The following is an 18,200-nucleotide window of genomic DNA, read 5'->3' as shown; positions in this document are numbered from 1 at the left end:
AGAGCAGACGTGGGACGGGGCGCACGACCGGGGCACGCAAGCACTGCTCCACAACCCCTGGACGGAACGGCGGATGCGCAGTTCTCTGGCTACGGGGCGCGGAACACTCTCACACGGGGGACGTCCACTCGGGCACGACCGACCTCTTGGCGGATTGGGGCACTTTCCATGACACCAACGCTCGTCCGGAACCAGCTGGGCGCGGACGCCTACGCGCCGGCGGACGCCGGTACCCGCGCACGCGACTGGGCCGAGATCCAGGAACGCATGCTCGCGCCGCTCTACGAGGCGGTGTACGACCGGATGGAAGTCGGGGCCGCCACCCGGATGCTGTCCCTCGGCTGCGGTTCGGGCCTCGCGATGCTCGTCGCGGCGGCCCGGGGGGCGCACGTAACGGGTGTGGACTCCGACCGGGAGCGCCTGGCGCTGGCCCGGACGCGGCTGCTGCCCGACGCGGACTGGGACGACGCGCCCGCGCACTCCCCGCACCCGGCCCGCCGTCGGGCCCGGCTGCTGCAGGACGGGGATCCCACGCCCCTCGGCGCGGACGGCTCTCCGTACAACCTGATCACGGTCTTCGAGCCGATCGGCTGCGCGGCCGGGGATTCCGAGGGGCTGGTGCCGGCGCTGCGCTCCGCGGTGCCGCTCGCGGTCCGGGGTGCGACGGTGGTGCTGACCGGCTGGGGTCCGCCCGAGCGCTGCGCCACGGCCGCGGTGCTCCAGGTGGCCGCCCGCCTCGCGGACACCGCTCGTCCGCCGCGTACGGAGCCGGGAAGGTGGCGGCCGACGCTCCGGGACGACCTGGAGGACGTGGCGGCGCGGGCCGGGCTGAAGCCGGACGGTTCGGGCCGGGTGTCCTGCCCGTTCGGTTACGCGGACGTGGGCAGCGCGGTGCGCGGGCTGCTGTCCACCGGGCTCTTCGACGCCGCCGTACGGGCCACGGACCGCTCCCAGGTGGAGAAGGAGGTCGCGGAGGCTCTGCATCCGTACCAGCGGGAGGACGGCACGGTGTGGATGCCGAACGTCTTCCGCTATTTGGTCTGCGTCACTTGAACGCCGTACAGGTAAGGGGCGCCCTCTCTCGAGGGCGCCCCTTACCTATGTCGTGCTCGCTTACATGAACTTCTTGAACTCGTCCGGGAGCTCGAAGTTCTTGTCGTCCTGGGCGGGCAGACCGAACGCGCCGCCCTGGGCAGCCGCCTGCTCACGGCGGGCCGCCGCGGCCTGCTCCTCGGCCTTGCGCTTCATCGGGTTGCCGCTCTTGCGCTTGCCCTTGGCCTGCTTGACCTGCTTCTTCTGCCGGCCGGGGCCACCGCCCATGCCGGGCATGCCCGGCATCCCGGGCATGCCGCCGCCCTGGGCCATCTTCGACATCATCTTGCGCGCCTCGAAGAAGCGCTCCACCAGGCTCTTGACCGCGGAGACCTCGACGCCCGAGCCCTTGGCGATACGGGCCCGGCGCGAACCGTTGATGATCGTCGGCTCGGCGCGCTCCTTGGGCGTCATCGACTTGATGATCGCGGCGGTGCGGTCGATGTCGCGCTCGTCGATGTTGTTGATCTGGTCCTTGATCTGCCCCATGCCGGGCAGCATGCCGAGCAGCTTGGAGATGGAGCCCATCTTGCGGACCTGCTCCATCTGGGCCAGGAAGTCGTCGAGGGTGAAGTCCTTCCCACCCTTGCTCGACTGGAGCTTCGAGGCCATTTTGGCGGCCTCTTCCTGGCTGAACGTCTTCTCCGCCTGCTCGATCAGGGTGAGCAGGTCACCCATGTCGAGGATGCGGGAGGCCATCCGGTCCGGGTGGAACGCGTCGAAGTCCTCCAGCTTCTCGCCGTTCGACGCGAACATGATCTGCTTGCCCGTGACATGGGCGATCGACAGGGCCGCGCCACCGCGGGCGTCGCCGTCGAGCTTGGAGAGGACCACGCCGTCGAAGCCGACGCCGTCGCGGAAGGCCTCGGCGGTGTTGACCGCGTCCTGACCGATCATCGCGTCGACGACGAAGAGGATCTCGTCGGGGCTGACGGCGTCGCGGATGTCCGCGGCCTGCTGCATCAGCTCCTGGTCGATACCGAGGCGTCCCGCGGTGTCGACGATGACGATGTCGTGGACCTTGGCCTTGGCGAACTCGATGGAGTCCTTGGCGACCTGGACCGGGTCGCCGACGCCGTTGCCCGGCTCGGGGGCGTACACCGCGACGCCGGCGCGCTCGGCGACGACGCTCAGCTGGTTGACGGCGTTGGGGCGCTGGAGGTCACAGGCGACGAGCAGCGGGGAGTGGCCCTGGCCCTTGAGCCAGAGGCCGAGCTTTCCGGCCAGCGTCGTCTTACCGGCACCCTGGAGACCGGCGAGCATGATCACGGTGGGCGCGGTCTTGGCGAACCGCAGCCGCCGGGTCTCGCCGCCGAGGATGGCGACGAGCTCCTCATTGACGATCTTGACGACCTGCTGGGCGGGGTTCAGCGCCTGGGAGACCTCGACGCCGCGCGCCCGCTCCTTGATGTTGGCGATGAAGGCCCGGACCACGGGCAGGGCGACGTCGGCTTCCAGCAGGGCGATACGGATCTCGCGTGCCGTGGCGTCGATGTCGGCCTCGGACAAGCGGCCCTTGCCCCTGAGGTTCTTGAAAGTCGCGCTAAGGCGGTCGGAGAGAGTATCGAACACGGCGCTCGTCGGTCCTCAGGGTCGGGGTCGGGGGCTGGTCAATCGCCCTCCAGGGTATCGGTCCCCCGGAGAACACCAAGCCCTCGCCCGGATCCGGTGCCGGGCGAGGGCTGGACAAATGCGTCGTACGTGTCAGCCGAGGGCCTTCTCGACCTCTTGGGCGACCTCGGAGGCCCGGGCCGGGGTGAGCGGTTCGCCGTCGGTCCCGGTGACGTAGAAGGCGTCCACGGCGTTGGCGCCGAGGGTGGAGACATGGGCGCTCCGCACCCGTACAGCACTGCCTTCCAGGGCGTTGCCGATGCGGTGCAGCAGGCCCGGAGCGTCCTGGGCGCGGACCTCGATGACGGTGGCGCGGCGGGAGCCCGCGGCGGCCACGGTGACCCGGGGCGGCGGGGCCTTGACGCCTCGCCTGCGCGGATAGGCGGCCTCGCGCTCGGCGAGGCGGGCCCGGATGTCCAGGGAGCCCTCCAGGGTGCGTACGAGGTCGGCGCGGAGACGGGCGGCCTCCGGGAGCGATCCGTACTCGGCGGCGACCCGCCAGCTGAGCAGCAGCAGGTCCGCCTTCTCCCCCACCTCGTTGGGCAGCTCCACCGCGCGCAGGTCGGCGGCGCGCACGGTGAGGCGGTGCAGGGCGAGGACCCCGGCTGCGGCGGGCAGGACGCCGGGCCGGTCGGGCAGGGCGATGAGGAGTTCGACGCCGACAGGTCCCACTTCGCCGTCGCCGGCGGGCTCCTCGGGCTGGGTGTGCAGGGCGAGGACGGGTTCGCCGGTGCGCAGGGCCTCGATGGCGAGGCGTTCGTGCTCGGCACTGGGGGCCTCGTCGTCGGGCTCGTCGGGGAACTCCCCGGCGAGCACGGATCCGACCCGTTTGACCAGGTCGGCGACGAGGGAGGCCCGCCAGGCGGACCAGGCGGCGGGGCCGGTGGCGAGCGCGTCGGCCTCGGTGAGGGCGTGCAGCAGCTCCAGGGTGGAGGCGTTGGAGACGGCCCCGGCGACGGCCTGGACGGTGGCGGGGTCGTCGAGGTCGCGCCGGGTGGCGGTGTCGACGAGCAGCAGGTGGTGGCGTACGAGGGTGGCGATGACGCCCACGTCGTGCTTGTCGAAGCCGATCCGGGTGGCCATGTCCCGGGCGATGACCTCACCGGCGACCGAGTGGTCGCCGGGCCAGCCCTTGCCGATGTCGTGCAGAAGGGCGGCGACCAGGAGGAGGTCGGGGCGGTGGACGCGGCGGGTGAGGGAGGCGGCGCGGACGGCGGTCTCCACGAGGTGCCGGTCGACGGTCCAGGTGTGGACGGGGTTGCGCTGGGGGCGACAGTGGACGCGTTCCCAGTCGGGCAGCAGCCGGGTGATGATTCCTTCCGCTTCGAGCGCCTCCCAGACGCCGACGGTGGCCTCTCCCGCGCCGAGCAGGGTGACCAGTTCCTCGCGGGCCTCGGGGGGCCACGGGACCGGCAGCGGCCGGGCGGTGGTCGCCAGGTGGCGTACGAGGTGGCGGGAGAGCGGGAGTCCGGCCTCGGCGGCGGCCGCGGCGGCGCGCAGGGTCAGGACCGGGTCGCGCTCGGGGCGGGCGGCGCGGGCGAGGACCACTTCGCCGTCCGCGTCCACCACGCCGTCGGCGAGCGGGGTGCGCTCGGGGGTGGGCTTGGTGCCGAGGCCGCCGCTGAGCAGGGCGCGGAGCTTGGGACGGGCGGAGCGGGCGCGCAGCACCCGGTTGACCTCGCGCCAGGTGACGTCGGTGGCGTACGAGACCGTCCGCGCGGCCTCGTAGACCTGGCGCAGCAGGGTGTCGGCGTCGAGGAGGCCGAGGGCGGCGGCGACCTGGTCCTGTTCCTGGAGGGCGAGGCGGTCGGTGGCGCGCCCGGTGGTGAGGTGGAGGGCGTCGCGGGCGTCGAGGAGGGTGCGGCGGGCCCGGTCGAGCCCTTCGCGCGGGGCGTCGGCGACCCAGGAGGCGGCGACCGCGCGCAGGGCGGTGGCGTCGCGGAGGCCGCCGCGGGCCTCCTTGAGGTCGGGTTCCAGGAGGAACTGGAGCTCGCCGGCCCGCTCCGCGCGTTCCTGGCAGAGCTCGTGGAGGGCGGGGAGCCGTTTGGGGGCCTGGTTGCGCCAGTCGGCGAGGATCGCGGTGCGCAGGCCGGCGGCGAGGCCGAGGTCTCCGGCGACCGGCCGGGCGTCCAGCAGGCCCAGCTGGACCTTGAGGTCCTCGCTCGCCGTCTTCCGGGCTTCGCCGGCGGTGCGTACGGAGTGGTCGAGGGCCAGGCCCAGGTCCCAGACCGGGTACCAGATGGCGTCGGCGAGGGCGGCGACGGCGGCCGGGTCGGCGTTGCCGTCGTGCAGGAGGAGCAGGTCGAGGTCGCTGCGCGGGGAGAGCTCGCCGCGGCCGTAGCCGCCGACGGCGACGAGGGCGGCGCCGCGTACCCCGGCCCGTGTCGCGGCGGCGGTGAACAGGCCGGTGAGCCAGTCGTCGGTGAGGCGGGCGAGGGCCGCACGGCGCGGCGGCCCGGACCGCGCCTCCTGCTGGAGGAGGCGCAGCCGGGCCGCCGCGTAGCCGCTGGGTCCCGAGCCTTCGGTTTCGGTGGTCACTTCGGTACTCGTCACCCAGCTGCCTTCCGTTCGTGGGCCGTCGGTCAGAGGGCGTCCGGGCCGCGTTCGCCGGTCCGTACCCGGACGGCGGTGTCGACCGGAACGCTCCAGACCTTGCCGTCTCCGATCTTGCCGGTCCGGGCGGCCTTGACGACGACCTCGATGAGCTGTTCGGCGTCCTCGTCCTCGACGAGGACCTCGATGCGGATCTTGGGGACCAGGTCGACGGTGTACTCGGCGCCCCGGTAGACCTCGGTGTGGCCGCGCTGCCGCCCGTAACCGCTGGCCTCGGTGACGGTGAGCCCCTGGACGCCGAAGGCCTGGAGGGCCTCCTTGATCTCGTCCAGCCGGTGGGGCTTCACGACCGCGGTGATGAGCTTCATGCGTCCACCTTCTTTGCCTTCGGTGCTGCCGTCGTGTCGGGGGCGGGGGCCGTGGTGCGGGAGACCGAGCCGCCGCCGGTGCCGCTGAAGTCGTACGCCGTCTCGGCGTGCTCGACCTGGTCGATGCCGGAGACCTCGTCGTCCTCGGAGACCCGCATCCCGATGGTCCTGTGGATCGCCAGGGCGATGACCGCAGAGACGACGAGAGAGTACGCGAGGACCGCGACGACGCCGACGACCTGCTTGCCGAGCTGGTCGACACCGCCGCCGTAGAAGAGGCCCGCCGCGTCGGACTGGACGCCTCCGGTGGCGAAGAAGCCGACCAGGATGGAGCCGATGATGCCGCCGACGAGGTGGACGCCGACGACGTCCAGGGAGTCGTCGTAGCCGAACTTGTACTTCAGGCCGACCGCCATGGCACACAGGACACCGGCGATGACGCCGATCGCGATGGCACCCAGCGGGGAGACGGAGCCGCCCGCCGGGGTGATGGCGACGAGGCCGGCGACCGCGCCGGAGGCGGCGCCGAGGGTGGTGAAGGAGCCGTGGCGCAGCTTCTCGTAGACGAGCCAGCCGAGGACCGCGGCGGCGGTGGCGACCTGGGTGTTCAGGAACATGACCGCGCCGACGCCGTCGTCGTTGCCGAGCCAGGATCCGGCGTTGAAGCCGAACCAGCCGAACCAGAGGAGGGCCGCACCGAGCATGACGAGCGGCAGGCTGTGCGGCCGCATCGGGTCCTTCTTGAAGCCGATGCGCTTGCCGATGACCAGGATGACGCCGAGGGCGGCGGCACCGGCGTTGATGTGGACGGCCGTACCACCGGCGAAGTCGATGACGCCCATCTCGAAGAGCCAGCCGCCGGAGCCCCAGACCCAGTGGGCGACGGGGAAGTAGACGACGGTGACCCAGAGGACGATGAACAGCGCCCACGCGGTGAACTTCACGCGGTCGGCGAGCGCACCGCTGATCAGGGCCGGGGTGAGGACGGCGAACATCAGCTGGAAGGCGGCGAAGACGTACACCGGGATGGTGTAGCCGTCCCAGAGTTCGGTGACGCCGATCCCGCTGAGGCCGACGTACTCGGAGCTCCAGCCGATGACCGAGCCGACGTCGGAGCCGAAGGCCAGGCTGAATCCGTAGAGCACCCACAGGACCGTGACGATCCCGAGGCTGATGAAGCTCATCATCAGCATGTTGAGGGTGCTCTTGACGCGGACCATGCCTCCGTAGAAGAAGGCCAGGCCGGGGGTCATGAGCATCACCAGGGCCGAGCAGATCAGCATGAACCCGGTGTTGGCGGCAGACAGCTCAGGGGCGTCTGCGGCAAGCGTCGTGATGCCTGGGGGCATCGGCGTCTCCTCGTCGTCGGTGCGGCCGCGGCGTGCGGGGGAGTGCTGCGGGACCACTGGGGAAAAGGTGCGGGCCGGTTATGAGCCACGAGGTTGACGGAGGGCCGTTTCATGGGATGCCGCACGATGTTTCGCGAGCGTGACGAAGAGGGATCGCGTGTTACGGCCGAATGAATCCGGGGTGGCGCGTCCGGTGCGCTGCTTATCCTGCGGCGCACGCCGCATACGGTGCGGTTGAAACGCCCGAGGGGCCGCTCCTGGGCCCGGAAAGCACGAAACCGGCCACGGCGACCCTCCGTGTGACCAGGCGATGGGGGAGCCGAGTCGGGGTGTACGGAAGGGGCGCCGCGGCCGGGGCCTCGGAGGGCCGGTCAGACCGCTTCGGCGGTCTCCGGCAGCTGTTCGTGGAGCAGCTCGGTGAGCCGGGCGACGTCGGCGACATCGCCGAAGTCCCTGGCAGCGGTGTCGACGGTCTTGCGCAGACGGGTGTTCACCCGCTCGGAGCGGACCTTCTTGGCGATCTTCAGGGCCTGCCCGGCGAGCACGGTGGACTGCTCCGGCTCGCGCTGGAGGAGATGGACGGTGGCCATGCCGATGAGGTTGAGCGCGTAGGAGCGCTGGTGCTCGTCGTCCTCGCCGAACAGTTCGACGGCCTTCTCCATGACGGGCTCGGAGAGCGAGGCGTAGGTGGGGCTGCGGCCGGCGACATAGGCCAGGTCACGGTAGGAGTGGGCGTTCTCGCCGTTCAGCTCGGCCTCGGAGAAGAAGCGGATCCAGTCGGGCTCGGGCTCGCCGTCCAGTCCGGCGTCCAGGAAGGTGTCCTCGGCCATCCGGACGGCCCGCTTGCACTTGCTGGGCTGGCCCATGTTGGCGTAGGCGCGGGCCTCCATCGCATACAGCATGGCCTGCGTGCGCGAGGTGGCGCAGTCGCGGCTGCCGTACTGCGCGAGGTGGATCAGCTCCAGGGCGTCGTCGGGGCGGCCCAGGTGGATCATCTGGCGGCTCATGCTGGAGAGGATGTAGCTGCCGAGCGGTTTGTCGCCGGCCTCCTTGGCGGCGTGCAGGGCGAGCACGAAGTACTTCTGGGCGGTGGGCTGGAGGCCGACGTCGTAGCTCATCCAGCCCGCCAGCTCGGCCAGTTCGGCGGCGCAGCGGAAGAGCCGCTGGGCGGTGGGGCCGGGCTGGGGCTCCTGGAGCAGGTCGGTGACCTCGTGCAGCTGTCCGACGACGGCCTTGCGGCGCAGTCCGCCGCCGCGCTGGGCGTCCCACTGCCGGAACATCGCGGTGGTCGACTCCAGCAGGTCGAGCTCGGGCCGGGAGAGTCTGGAGGGGCGGTGGTCGGCGGCCGGGGCCGCCGGTTCGCCGGTCCCCTGTACGGGGACGGGCACCAGCCAGCGCTGCATCGGCTCGATGAGCGCGGGGCCCGCGGCCAGCGCCAGAGAGCTGCCGAGGAAGCCGCGCCGGGCGAGCATCAGGTCGCTGCGGGAGAACTCGCTGAGCAGGGCGACGGTCTGCGGGCCGGCCCAGGGGAGGTCGACCCCGGCCACCGAGGGTGACTGGTGGGCGGTGCGCAGGCCGAGCTGCTCGACGGCGACGACGGCGCCGAAGCGCTCCGAGAACAGCTCGGAGAGGATGCGCGGGATCGGCTCCCGCGGCTGCTCGCCGTCGAGCCAGCGCCGCACCCGGGAGGTGTCGGTGCTGATGTGGGAGGCGCCCATCTGCCGGGCCCGCCGGTTGACCTGGCGGGCCAGCTCGCCCTTGGACCAGCCACTGCGCACGAACCACGAGCCCAACTGCTCGTTTGGACGCTTGCCGGCATCCGTGTCGCCTGCGCCGCTGCCACTCACTGGAACGCCCCCCATCCCGCTGAAACCTCATCGCGCGAACCATTATCAGAATGCCGTGCATCGGTGCTGTCCGTACGGGAGTTGGACACCCTCGAACAGGAAATCGGGTTGCCTGCGGCATACCCGCGGGTGCACATACTCCCAGAGTCCGTGTACCGACGGTAATCCTACGATCACCCCTCTCGCGAGGGAGATTGAAGAAACGCCACCATTCGCCACCCCTTCGAATGAACCCGACTGCCGCTGCGCGCGCTTGACTTGAGGAATCAGAACCGAGGGCGAGCGCACGGAAGCACTCGGGGGCGCGTACACCGTGTCGCACTCCGTTTTGCACCACCGCGCACGCCACTCGATCGAGTAGCAGCGACGGAGGGTTACCCGAGCGACGCGGGTCGTAACCACCGGCGAGCCGTACCCGTTGGAGGGGGCATGGGCTTCACGATCGGCGGCATCCGGGAGATGCGATCCGGTGCGCGGCGACGCCACCGCGGCACCGAGGGCACGGCGGTGGCCGAGTACACAGGACTGTGGGGCTGGGCGGTGACGCCCGGAGCGCGGGCGGAGGCCGGCGCCTGCTCGTGCGGCGACCCCGTGTGTCCCTCCCCCGGCGCCCACCCGCTGGGCTTCGCCGGGGAGGTCCCGGCGGGCACCGGCCTCGACCGCGCGGCGGACGCCTGGGCGCAGACACCGGGCGCCGCGATGCTGCTGCCGGTGGGCCGTTCCTTCGACGTCCTGGACGTCGCGGAGCAGGCCGGGCGGCGGGCGCTGGTGCGGATGGAGCGGATGGGGCTGCCGCTGGGCCCGGTCACAGTGACGCCGACCGGGCGGGCGCAGTTCTTCGTCGCCCCCGGGGCCGCCGCCGAGCTGCCCGAGCTGCTCTACCGGATGGGCTGGGACGACGCGCGCCTGGATCTGCGCGCCCTGGGCCCGGGGGCGCACATCACCGCCCCGCCGTCCGACCTCGGCGGCCTCGGCCCGGTCCACTGGCTGCGGCCCCCGGTCCTGGACACGGCGGCCGCTCCCCCGCAGGCGCGGCTGCTGCTGGGGACCCTGGCGTACGTCTGCCGCCGCTCGTAGAAGCCCCGGGAAACGGCGGACGGGCGGCGAGCTCCTCCAAGGAGCCGCCGCCCGTCCGCCGTACCGGTTCGCGGGCTGGGTCAGTCGCCGATCAGGGCGTCCACGAAGGCGCCCGGCTCGAACGGGGCGAGGTCGTCCGGACCCTCGCCGAGGCCGATCAGCTTCACCGGTACGCCCAGCTCGCGCTGGACCGCGATGACGATGCCGCCCTTGGCGGTGCCGTCGAGCTTGGTGAGGACGATGCCGGTGATGTCCACGACCTCCGCGAACACCCGGGCCTGGACGAGACCGTTCTGCCCGGTGGTGGCGTCCAGGACGAGGAGGATCTCGTCCAGCGGGCCGTGCTTCTCCACGACGCGCTTGACCTTGCCCAGCTCGTCCATGAGGCCGGTCTTGGTGTGCAGCCGGCCCGCGGTGTCGATCAGGACGACGTCGGCGCCCTCGGCGATGCCTTCCTTGACCGCGTCGTAGGCGATCGACGCCGGGTCGCCGCCCTCGGGGCCCCGGACCGTACGGGCGCCGACGCGCTCGCCCCAGGTCTGGAGCTGGTCGGCGGCGGCGGCGCGGAAGGTGTCGGCCGCGCCGAGCACCACGCTGCGGCCGTCGGCGACGAGCACCCGGGCCAGCTTGCCGGTGGTGGTGGTCTTGCCGGTGCCGTTGACGCCGACGACCATGACGACGCCGGGGGTCTCCGCGCCCCCCTCGGCCTTGACCTCACGGTCGAAGTCCGGGCCGAGCAGGGTGATCAGCTCCTCGCGGAGCAGGGTGCGCAGCTCTTCCGGGGTGCGGGTGCCGAGCACGCGGACGCGCTCGCGGAGCCGCTCGACCAGTTCCTGGGTGGGGGCGACGCCGACGTCGGCGGTGAGGAGGGTGTCCTCGATCTCCTCCCAGGTGTCCTCGTCGAGGTTGTCCCGGGAGAGCAGGGTGAGGAGTCCCTTGCCGAGCGAGTTCTGCGAGCGGGCGAGCCGGGCCCGCAGGCGGACGAGCCGCCCGGCGGTGGGCTCGGGGACCTCCAGCTCGGGTGCCTCGAGGGCCTCGACGACCGGAGCCTCCTCCTCCACGGGCGCGGTGGCGTCCGGGAGGCCGACTTCGTCGATGGTGCGCCGCGCTTCGTCGCGCGGCGTCTCGGCCTCCTCGCCGACCTGCGGTTCGGCGGGAGGGGTGATGGTCGGCGTGGACGGCGGCGGGGGCGGCAGCTGCTTCTTCTTGCGGCTGCCGACCACGAGCCCGCCGACCAGGCCGACAGCGACCAGGGCGATGACTACAGCGAGGATGACGATTTCGACGAGTTCCATAACCCGTCCAGTATCGGCCACGGCCGTCGCGCAGGCGCTGCCCCGGCAGCCCCCCGGCGATCCAGCGGGCCCCCTATGCACCTTTTGGCCGCAATGCAGACGTACACCTCTACACTTCTGACGACTCGTCAGGTACGGTGCGGCCGCCCGCCTGCCCGTACAGCCACCCATCCGCCCGCTCCGGCGAAGGGACACCCCCGATGGCCTTCACAGTGGTCCGGTTCAATCTCGTCGAGCCCGACGCCACCCCCGTATCGCTCTCGGCCCGCTACCGCGCCGCCCTGGAGATGGCGGCGTACGCGGACGAGCACGGCGTCGACACGGTGCAGACCGAGGAGCATCACGGGGTGGCGAACTCCTGGCTGCCCTCCCCGTTCACCTTCGCCGGAGCGGTCTTCGGCGCCACCCGCCGGATCGCGGTCACCGTCTCGGCGATCATCGGGCCGCTGCACGATCCGCTGCGGCTCGCGGAGGACACCGCTGTGCTGGACCTGCTGAGCGCGGGCCGCCTGGTGACGGTGGCGGGGATCGGCTACCGCCCGGAGGAGTACGAGCGGGCGGGGGTCGAGTGGGGCCGGCGCGGCAGGCTCCAGGACGAGCTGCTGGAGACGCTGCTGGCCGCGTGGACCGGGGAGCCGTTCCCGTACCGGGGCCGTACGGTACGCGTCACCCCGCGCCCGTACACGCGACCGCACCCGATGCTGCTGGTCGGCGGCAGCTCGCGGGCGGCGGCGCGGCGGGCGGCCCGGATGGGGCTGCCGCTGTTCCCGAGCGCGCATCTGCCGGAGCTGGAGGCGTACTACCGGGAGCAGTGTGCCGCCCACGGCACGGAGGGCTTCTGCATGATGCCTGCGGAGCGCACCCCGCTGCTGCATGTCTCCGAGGACCCGGAGCGGACGTGGGCGCTGTACGGGGAGCACCTGCTGCACGAGGCGAGGACGTACGCCTCCTGGCAGTCCAAGGACATCCGCTCGGCGGTGCGCTCGGCGGCGACGACGGTGGCGGAGCTGCGCGAGGAGGGGGTGTACCGGATCGTGACGCCGGACCAGCTGGCGGGCCTGGGGGCGGAGAGCCTGGTGCTGCACCCGCTGTGCGGAGGGATGCCGGTGGAGGAGGGGTGGCGGAGCCTGCGGCTGTTCTGCGGGGCCCTGGCCCGGGAAAGGCCGACGGCCCCGGCTCAAGGGTGAGCCGGGGCCGTCGGTGAAGAGGAGAGGGGCAGCGGGGATGGGCCCGTCTCCTCCCGTGCGGGGGGTCAGCCCATCTCCTCCAGCGTTTTGCCCTTGGTCTCCTTCACGAACTTGAGCACGAAGGGGATCGAGAGCACGGCGAAGCAGGCGTAGATGATGTACGTCCCCGAGAGGTTCCAGTCGGCCAGGCTCGGGAAGCTGGCGGTGATCGCCCAGTTGGCGATCCACTGCGCGAAGACGGCGACACCGAGGGCGGCGGCGCGCAGGCGGTTCGGGAACATCTCGCCCAGGAAGACCCAGACGACGACACCCCACGACAGGGCGAAGAAGAGCACGAAGACGTGGGCGGCGACCAGCGCCGTGGCGCCCTGGGCGGTGGGGAGCTTGCCGTCGACCAGGTCGGCGGAGAACGCCCAGGCCTCGACGGCCAGCGCGACCGCCATACCGACGGAACCGACGAGGGCGAGCGGCCTGCGGCCCACCCGGTCGACCAGCACCATCGCGATCACCGTGCCGATGATGTTGATGATCGAGGTGGTGAACGAGTAGAAGAACGAGTCGGTCGGGTCGATGCCGACGGACTGCCACAGCGTCGCCGAGTAGTAGAACGCCACGTTGATGCCGACGAGCTGCTGGAACATCGAGAGGCCGATGCCGACCCAGACGATCGGCAGGAAGAAGAAGCGGTTGCCGAGCAGGTCCTTGAAGGAGGACTTGTGCTCGCGGTGCATGGCGGTCTCGATCTCGGTCACGCGCGCGTCGAGGTCGATCTTGTCGCCCTCGACCTCTTCGAGGATCTTGCGGGCCTCGGCCTTCTTGCCGACCGAGATGAGGAAGCGCGGGGACTCGGGGATGGCAAAGGAGAGGAGCCCGTACAGGATGGCCGGGACGACCATCACGCCGAGCATCCACTGCCAGGCCTCCAGGCCCAGGATCTCGCCGCGCTGGTCGCCGTCGGCGATCTGCAGGACGGCGTAGTTGACCAGCTGGGAGATGGCGATGCCGATGACGATCGCGGCCTGCTGGAAGGAGCCGAGCCGGCCGCGGTAGGCGGGCGGGGAGACCTCGGCGATGTAGGCCGGGCCGATCACGGAGGCCATGCCGATGGCGAAGCCGCCGATGATGCGCCACAGCGCCAGGTCCCAGAGCGCGAACGGCAGCGCGGAGCCGATGGCGCTGGCGGTGAAGAGCACCGAGGCGATCTGCATACAGCGGATGCGGCCGATCCGGTCCGCGATCCGGCCCGCGGTGGCGGCGCCGATCGCACAGCCGATCAGGGCGATGGCGATGACCTGGGCGAGCGTTCCGGAACCGATGTCGTACCGGTCGCGGATCGCCTCGACGGCGCCGTTGATGACGGAGCTGTCGTAGCCGAAGAGGAAGCCGCCCATCGCCGCGGCCGCGGTGATGAAGATGACATGGCCGAGGTGGTCCGGGTGGGCCGCCCTCGCCCCGGACTCGGGTCCGTTCGCTGTGCTGCTGGTCACGTGAACTCCTGATGCCTGGCCGGGGGTCAGACGTGGGGTGTGAGCCTTCCCAGTGGCGCACACCATCCGGCTCGCCACCACTTGAAGACCAAATCAACTTCGCAGAGGTTATGCGTTCAAGAATCGAAGTCAAACAGCGGGTCCGGTGCCGTGTACCCCAGGGTGCACAAAAGGTGCGTTGAACCTCTGATGATTCGGTAAAGAGTCAGCGCAGCCGCTGGCTGATCACCTTCGAGACCCCGTCGCCCTGCATGGACACGCCGTACAGCGCGTCGGCGACCTCCATCGTCCGCTTCTGGTGGGTGATCACGATCAGCTGCGAGCTCTCCTGGAGCTCCTCCATGATCCGGATCAGCCGCTGGAGGTTCGTGTCGTCGAGCGCGGCCTCGACCTCGTCCATCACGTAGAACGGGCTGGGCCGGGCCTTGAAGATCGAGACCAGCAACGCCACCGCCGTCAGGGACCGCTCGCCGCCCGAGAGCAGGGAGAGCCGCTTCACCTTCTTGCCCGGCGGGCGTGCCTCGACGTCCACGCCGGTGGTCAGCATGTTGTCCGGGTCGGTGAGGATGAGCCGGCCCTCGCCGCCGGGGAAGAGCCGCGAGAAGACGCCCTCGAACTGCCGGGCGGTGTCGTGGTAGGCCTCGGTGAAGACCTGCTCGACTCGCTCGTCGACCTCCTTGATCACCTGGAGCAGATCGGCCCGGGTCTTCTTCAGGTCTTCAAGCTGCTCGGACAGGAACTTGTGCCGTTCCTCCAGCGCCGAGAACTCCTCCAGCGCGAGCGGATTCACCTTCCCGAGTTGCTGGTACGCCCGTTCGGCCGACCGCAGCCGCTTCTCCTGCTCGGGCCGCCGGTACGGCTTCGGCTGGTTGCGCGGGTGCTCCGGGTCCTCCGGCAGCTCCTCGCCCTCGGCGGCGGGCGACGGCGGTACGAGCTGGTCGGGGCCGTACTCGGAGACCAGCCCCGCGGGCTCCACGCCCAGCTCCTCCAGGGCCTTCGTCTCCAACTGCTCGATCCGCAGCCGCTTCTCGGCCCCCAGCACCTCGCCCCGGTGGACCGAGTCGGTGAGCTTGTCCAGCTCGCCCTTCAGCTCCCGGCCCCGGTCGCGGTCGACGGCCAGCTCGCGCTCCCGCTCCCCCTTCGCCGCCTCGGCCGACGTCCGCTCCTCGTCGGCCCGTACGAGAGACACCTCGACGTGCGCCAGCAGCTGACGGGCGCCCGAGGCGACGGCGGAGGCGACCTCGGCCTCGTACCGCAGCCGGGCCCGGCGCTGTTCGGCACGGGCGCGGGCCTCACGTTCGGTCCGGGCGGCCCGGTCCAGCGAGTCGGCGCGCCCGGCCAGCGCCTTGACCCGCTCCTCGTGCGTACGGGCCTGGAGCCGGGCCTCCATCTCGGTCTGGCGGGCGTTGGCCCCGTCGGCGGCGAGCCGGTCCCGTACGGAGGTGTCGGGCTCCTCCTCGGCCGGCGCCTCCTCGGCGACCAGCAGCCGTTCGGCCAGCTCCTCGGCCTCCTCGGTCGCCCGCTCCAGGGCTTCCTCGGCGCGGGCGGCGGATGCGGTCATGCGCTCGGCCTCGCCCGCCGCGCTCCGGGCCGTCCCGGCGAGCCGCCCGAGCTGCTGGGCGAACCCGGACTTCTCCCGCTCGGCCGCCCGGCGGCGCTCCCCCAGCTCCTCGACGAGCGCGGCCTGCTCGGTGCGCCGCTCCCCCGCCAGGCGCTGGGCCTCGGCCAGTTCCTCGCACCGTACGGCCAGGTCGGCCAGCTCGGCGGCCGCCTCGTCGACGGAGGCCTGGACCTCCAGCAGACTGGGCGCACCGGCCGACCCGCCGTGCGCGAAGTGGGCGGAGAGCACGTCCCCCTCCCCGGTCACCGCGGTCAGCCCGGGCTGCGCGGCGACCAGCTCCTCGGCGTCCTCCAGCGTCGCGACGACCACCGTGCCCGCGACCAGGCGACGGACGGCCTCGACGAGCGCGGCGGGCCCGCGCACGAGATCGGCGACGGCGGGCGGGGCGAGGACGGTGGCCTGTTCTCCCGCACGGCCGTGCGGGAGGGGGACGACGGCAGCCGGGCCGGTGGGCGAAGACGCGGACGCGGGCTCACCGGGAGCGCCGCCCTGGCCGGGCAGCACGGCGGGCGCGGAATGCAAAGCCTCGTCCCGTACGGGCGTCTGCTCGCCGGGTTGTTCGGGTACGGGGGCCTGCCCGCCGGATCGCTCAGGCGGGGGCACCTGCTCACCAGGTCGCCCCAGCACGGCTGCCTGCTCACCAGGTCGCCCCGGTACGGGTACCTGGCCACCCGGCTCTTGCCGCCCGGGCGTCTGCTCGCCGGACTGCTCCGGTACGTGGTTGGGCCGGGTCTCCGGAGCGCCGCCGGTCTCCCCGCCCAGCAGCATCGCCGCGCGCCCCGCGTCCCGTTCGCGCAGGAGCCTGATCGCGGCGGCCGCGGTGGCCGGGTCCGTGACGGCCACCGCGTCCGCCGCCGTGCCGAGGGCGGCCGCGACCGGAATCTCGTACCCGGGCTCGACGGTCAGCAGTTCGGCGGCGGGGCCGAGGAGTCCGGCCAGCCGGTCCCGGGCGCCGAGCAGCGCGCCCGTGCCGTCCTTGCGGCGGAGCCCCAGGGCCAGCGCCTCGTGCCGGGCCGCGACCGCCGCCCGCCTGCGCTCGGCGGCGGTGGCTTCGTCGCGGGCCGTGCTGTGGGCGGCCTGGGCGTCGGCCAGAGCCCGCTTGGCCTCCTCGTGGCGGGCGGTCAGCTCCTCGTCGACCCCGTCCAGCCCTTCGACCTCGGCCTTGAGCTGCTCGTACTCCTCCTGGGCGGCGACCGCGCGCTCCTGGGCCTCGTCGCGGGAGGCTGCCAGCCGGTCGATCTCGGCCTGGGCCGAACCGGCCCGGCCGCGGGCCGCGTTGACCTGGCCGTTCAGCCGGGCCAGCCCTTCGCGCCGGTCCGCGATGGCGCGGGCCGCGTCCTTGAGCCGACGCTCCTCAGCGGCCAGCTCGCGTTCCAGGTCGGCGCGGTGGGCGACGGTGTCCTCCAGCGCGTGTTCGGCCGCCTCCAGGGCCGCCGTCAGCTCCGCCTCCTGCTCGCGGATCCGGGCCGCCTCGCGCTCCAGGTCCTCGGGGTCGCGGCCGCGGCGCTCCTCGGCGGGCGCCTCGGAGGCGCTTCGGACGCGGGCGTCGGCCAGCGAGACCGTGCCGCGGACCCGCTCGGCGAGCTGGGAGAGCTCGTACCAGGTCTGCTGGGCGCGCTGGAGCCGGGGCGCGAGCCGGCGCACCTCGCCCTCCAGCTCGGCCTCGCGGAGGAGGGCCGTCTTCAGCTCGGCCTCGGCCGCGTCCTTGCGCTTCTTCAGCTCCGCCTCGTCGGCGATCTCGTCGCGCAGCGCGTCCCGCAGGGTCACCAGGTCATCGGCGAGGAGCCGGAGCCGGGCGTCGCGCAGGTCGGCCTGGATGACGGCGGCCCGGCGGGCGACGGCGGCCTGCCGGCCGAGCGGTTTGAGCTGGCGGCGCAGTTCGTCGGTGAGGTCCTGGACCCGGGCCAGGTTGGCACCCATCGCGTCCAGCTTCCGCAGCGCCTTCTCTTTCCGCTTGCGGTGCTTGAGCACGCCCGCGGCCTCCTCGATGAAGGCCCGGCGGCCCATCGGGTCGGCGTGCAGAACGGAGTCCAACTGGCCCTGCCCGACGATGACGTGCATCTCGCGCCCGATACCGGAGTCGGAGAGGAGTTCCTGGATGTCGAGCAGCCGGCAGGTGTCGCCGTTGATCTGGTATTCGCTGCCGCCATTGCGGAACATGATCCGAGTGATCGTCACTTCGGCGTACTCGATGGGCAATGCGCCGTCGGAATTGTCGATGGTCAGCGATACTTCGGCGCGGCCGAGCGGCGGCCGCCCGGTCGTCCCGGCGAAGATCACGTCTTCCATCTTGCCGCCGCGCAGGGATTTGGCCCCTTGTTCCCCCATGACCCAGGAGAGCGCGTCCACCACGTTGGATTTGCCGGATCCATTGGGTCCGACGACGCAGGTGATCCCCGGTTCGAACCGCAGGGTGGTGGCGGACGCGAACGATTTGAAACCACGCAGGGTCAGGGCCTTGAGGTGCACGCCGCCGGACTCTACCTTTCGCTCTCGGTTTCGCTGATGAAGGTGCAGGGCACATCAGACGGTAAGCGAAGGGGGGCAGGTCAGGGGGTGGCCGTCGGGCAAAGAAAAAGGGACGCCGAAGCGTCCCTGTGAATCTTGTCGACGTCGCTGTGCAGCCTGCGTCGCCGTTCATCCTGCTGTGACCCGCGCCGTGCATCGTCGAACGACCGGACATCGGCATCCCCGACGGTGCGGGGACCCCGGT

Annotated in this window: 11 protein-coding genes; 3 read left to right on the top strand and 8 right to left on the bottom strand. The window is 72.0% G+C overall.

The window, feature by feature from the left end; genetic code table 11:
- Nucleotides 1-168: 168 nt before the first annotated feature.
- Nucleotides 169-1,053 (top strand): methyltransferase domain-containing protein, encoded by an 885-nt coding sequence (locus WQO_RS26075; RefSeq protein ID WP_058954105.1) that lies wholly within the window; start codon nucleotides 169-171, stop codon nucleotides 1,051-1,053.
- A gap of 60 nt (nucleotides 1,054-1,113) precedes the next feature.
- Here the strand turns inward: WQO_RS26075 and ffh are convergent, their stop codons facing one another.
- The 5 genes from ffh to nsdA form a co-directional block, all read right to left on the bottom strand.
- Nucleotides 1,114-2,664 carry a signal recognition particle protein gene (ffh, locus tag WQO_RS26070; RefSeq protein WP_010061967.1) on the bottom strand — a complete coding sequence of 517 codons (1,551 nt, stop codon included), beginning with the start codon at nucleotides 2,662-2,664 and terminating at the stop codon, nucleotides 1,114-1,116.
- Between the two features lie 132 nt (nucleotides 2,665-2,796).
- A complete protein-coding gene (locus WQO_RS26065) occupies nucleotides 2,797-5,256 on the bottom strand; it encodes a [protein-PII] uridylyltransferase (protein ID WP_010061968.1) in 2,460 nt (819 codons plus the stop codon).
- A gap of 29 nt (nucleotides 5,257-5,285) precedes the next feature.
- Nucleotides 5,286-5,624 carry a P-II family nitrogen regulator gene (locus WQO_RS26060; RefSeq protein ID WP_006127894.1) on the bottom strand — a complete coding sequence of 113 codons (339 nt, stop codon included), beginning with the start codon at nucleotides 5,622-5,624 and terminating at the stop codon, nucleotides 5,286-5,288.
- Nucleotides 5,621-6,973, bottom strand: a complete 1,353-nt coding sequence (locus WQO_RS26055; protein WP_010061969.1) for an ammonium transporter — start codon at nucleotides 6,971-6,973, stop codon at nucleotides 5,621-5,623. Before WQO_RS26055 ends, WQO_RS26060 begins: the two co-directional genes overlap by 4 nt.
- A 371-nt stretch (nucleotides 6,974-7,344) precedes the next feature.
- Nucleotides 7,345-8,820 (bottom strand): transcriptional repressor NsdA, encoded by a 1,476-nt coding sequence (gene nsdA, locus WQO_RS26050; protein ID WP_058954104.1) that lies wholly within the window; start codon nucleotides 8,818-8,820, stop codon nucleotides 7,345-7,347.
- A 429-nt stretch (nucleotides 8,821-9,249) separates the two neighbouring features.
- On the opposite strand from nsdA, the gene WQO_RS26045 reads away from it, so the two are divergent.
- Nucleotides 9,250-9,897 (top strand): bifunctional DNA primase/polymerase, encoded by a 648-nt coding sequence (locus WQO_RS26045; protein WP_058954103.1) that lies wholly within the window; start codon nucleotides 9,250-9,252, stop codon nucleotides 9,895-9,897.
- 80 nt (nucleotides 9,898-9,977) lie between these two features.
- Here WQO_RS26045 and ftsY read toward each other — a convergent pair whose 3' ends face one another.
- Nucleotides 9,978-11,192, bottom strand: a complete 1,215-nt coding sequence (gene ftsY / locus WQO_RS26040) for a signal recognition particle-docking protein FtsY (protein ID WP_010061973.1) — start codon at nucleotides 11,190-11,192, stop codon at nucleotides 9,978-9,980.
- A 200-nt stretch (nucleotides 11,193-11,392) separates the two neighbouring features.
- On the opposite strand from ftsY, the gene WQO_RS26035 reads away from it, so the two are divergent.
- Nucleotides 11,393-12,379, top strand: coding sequence for an LLM class flavin-dependent oxidoreductase (locus WQO_RS26035; RefSeq protein WP_010061974.1), 987 nt, complete (start codon nucleotides 11,393-11,395; stop codon nucleotides 12,377-12,379).
- A 65-nt stretch (nucleotides 12,380-12,444) separates the two neighbouring features.
- On the opposite strand, the gene WQO_RS26030 is transcribed toward WQO_RS26035, so the two are convergent.
- On the bottom strand, nucleotides 12,445-13,866 hold the full coding sequence (locus tag WQO_RS26030) for a sugar porter family MFS transporter (protein WP_010061975.1): 1,422 nt from the start codon (nucleotides 13,864-13,866) through the stop codon (nucleotides 12,445-12,447).
- 205 nt (nucleotides 13,867-14,071) lie between these two features.
- Nucleotides 14,072-17,956: an AAA family ATPase gene (locus WQO_RS26025; protein WP_010061976.1), complete on the bottom strand. Its 3,885-nt coding sequence runs from the start codon at nucleotides 17,954-17,956 to the stop codon at nucleotides 14,072-14,074.
- Between the last annotated feature and the right edge of the window lie 244 nt (nucleotides 17,957-18,200).

Source organism: Streptomyces globisporus C-1027 (genome assembly GCF_000261345.2).
Classification (GTDB): Bacteria; Actinomycetota; Actinomycetes; order Streptomycetales; family Streptomycetaceae; genus Streptomyces; species Streptomyces pakalii.
This window is presented reverse-complemented; position numbering and strand designations above follow the sequence as displayed.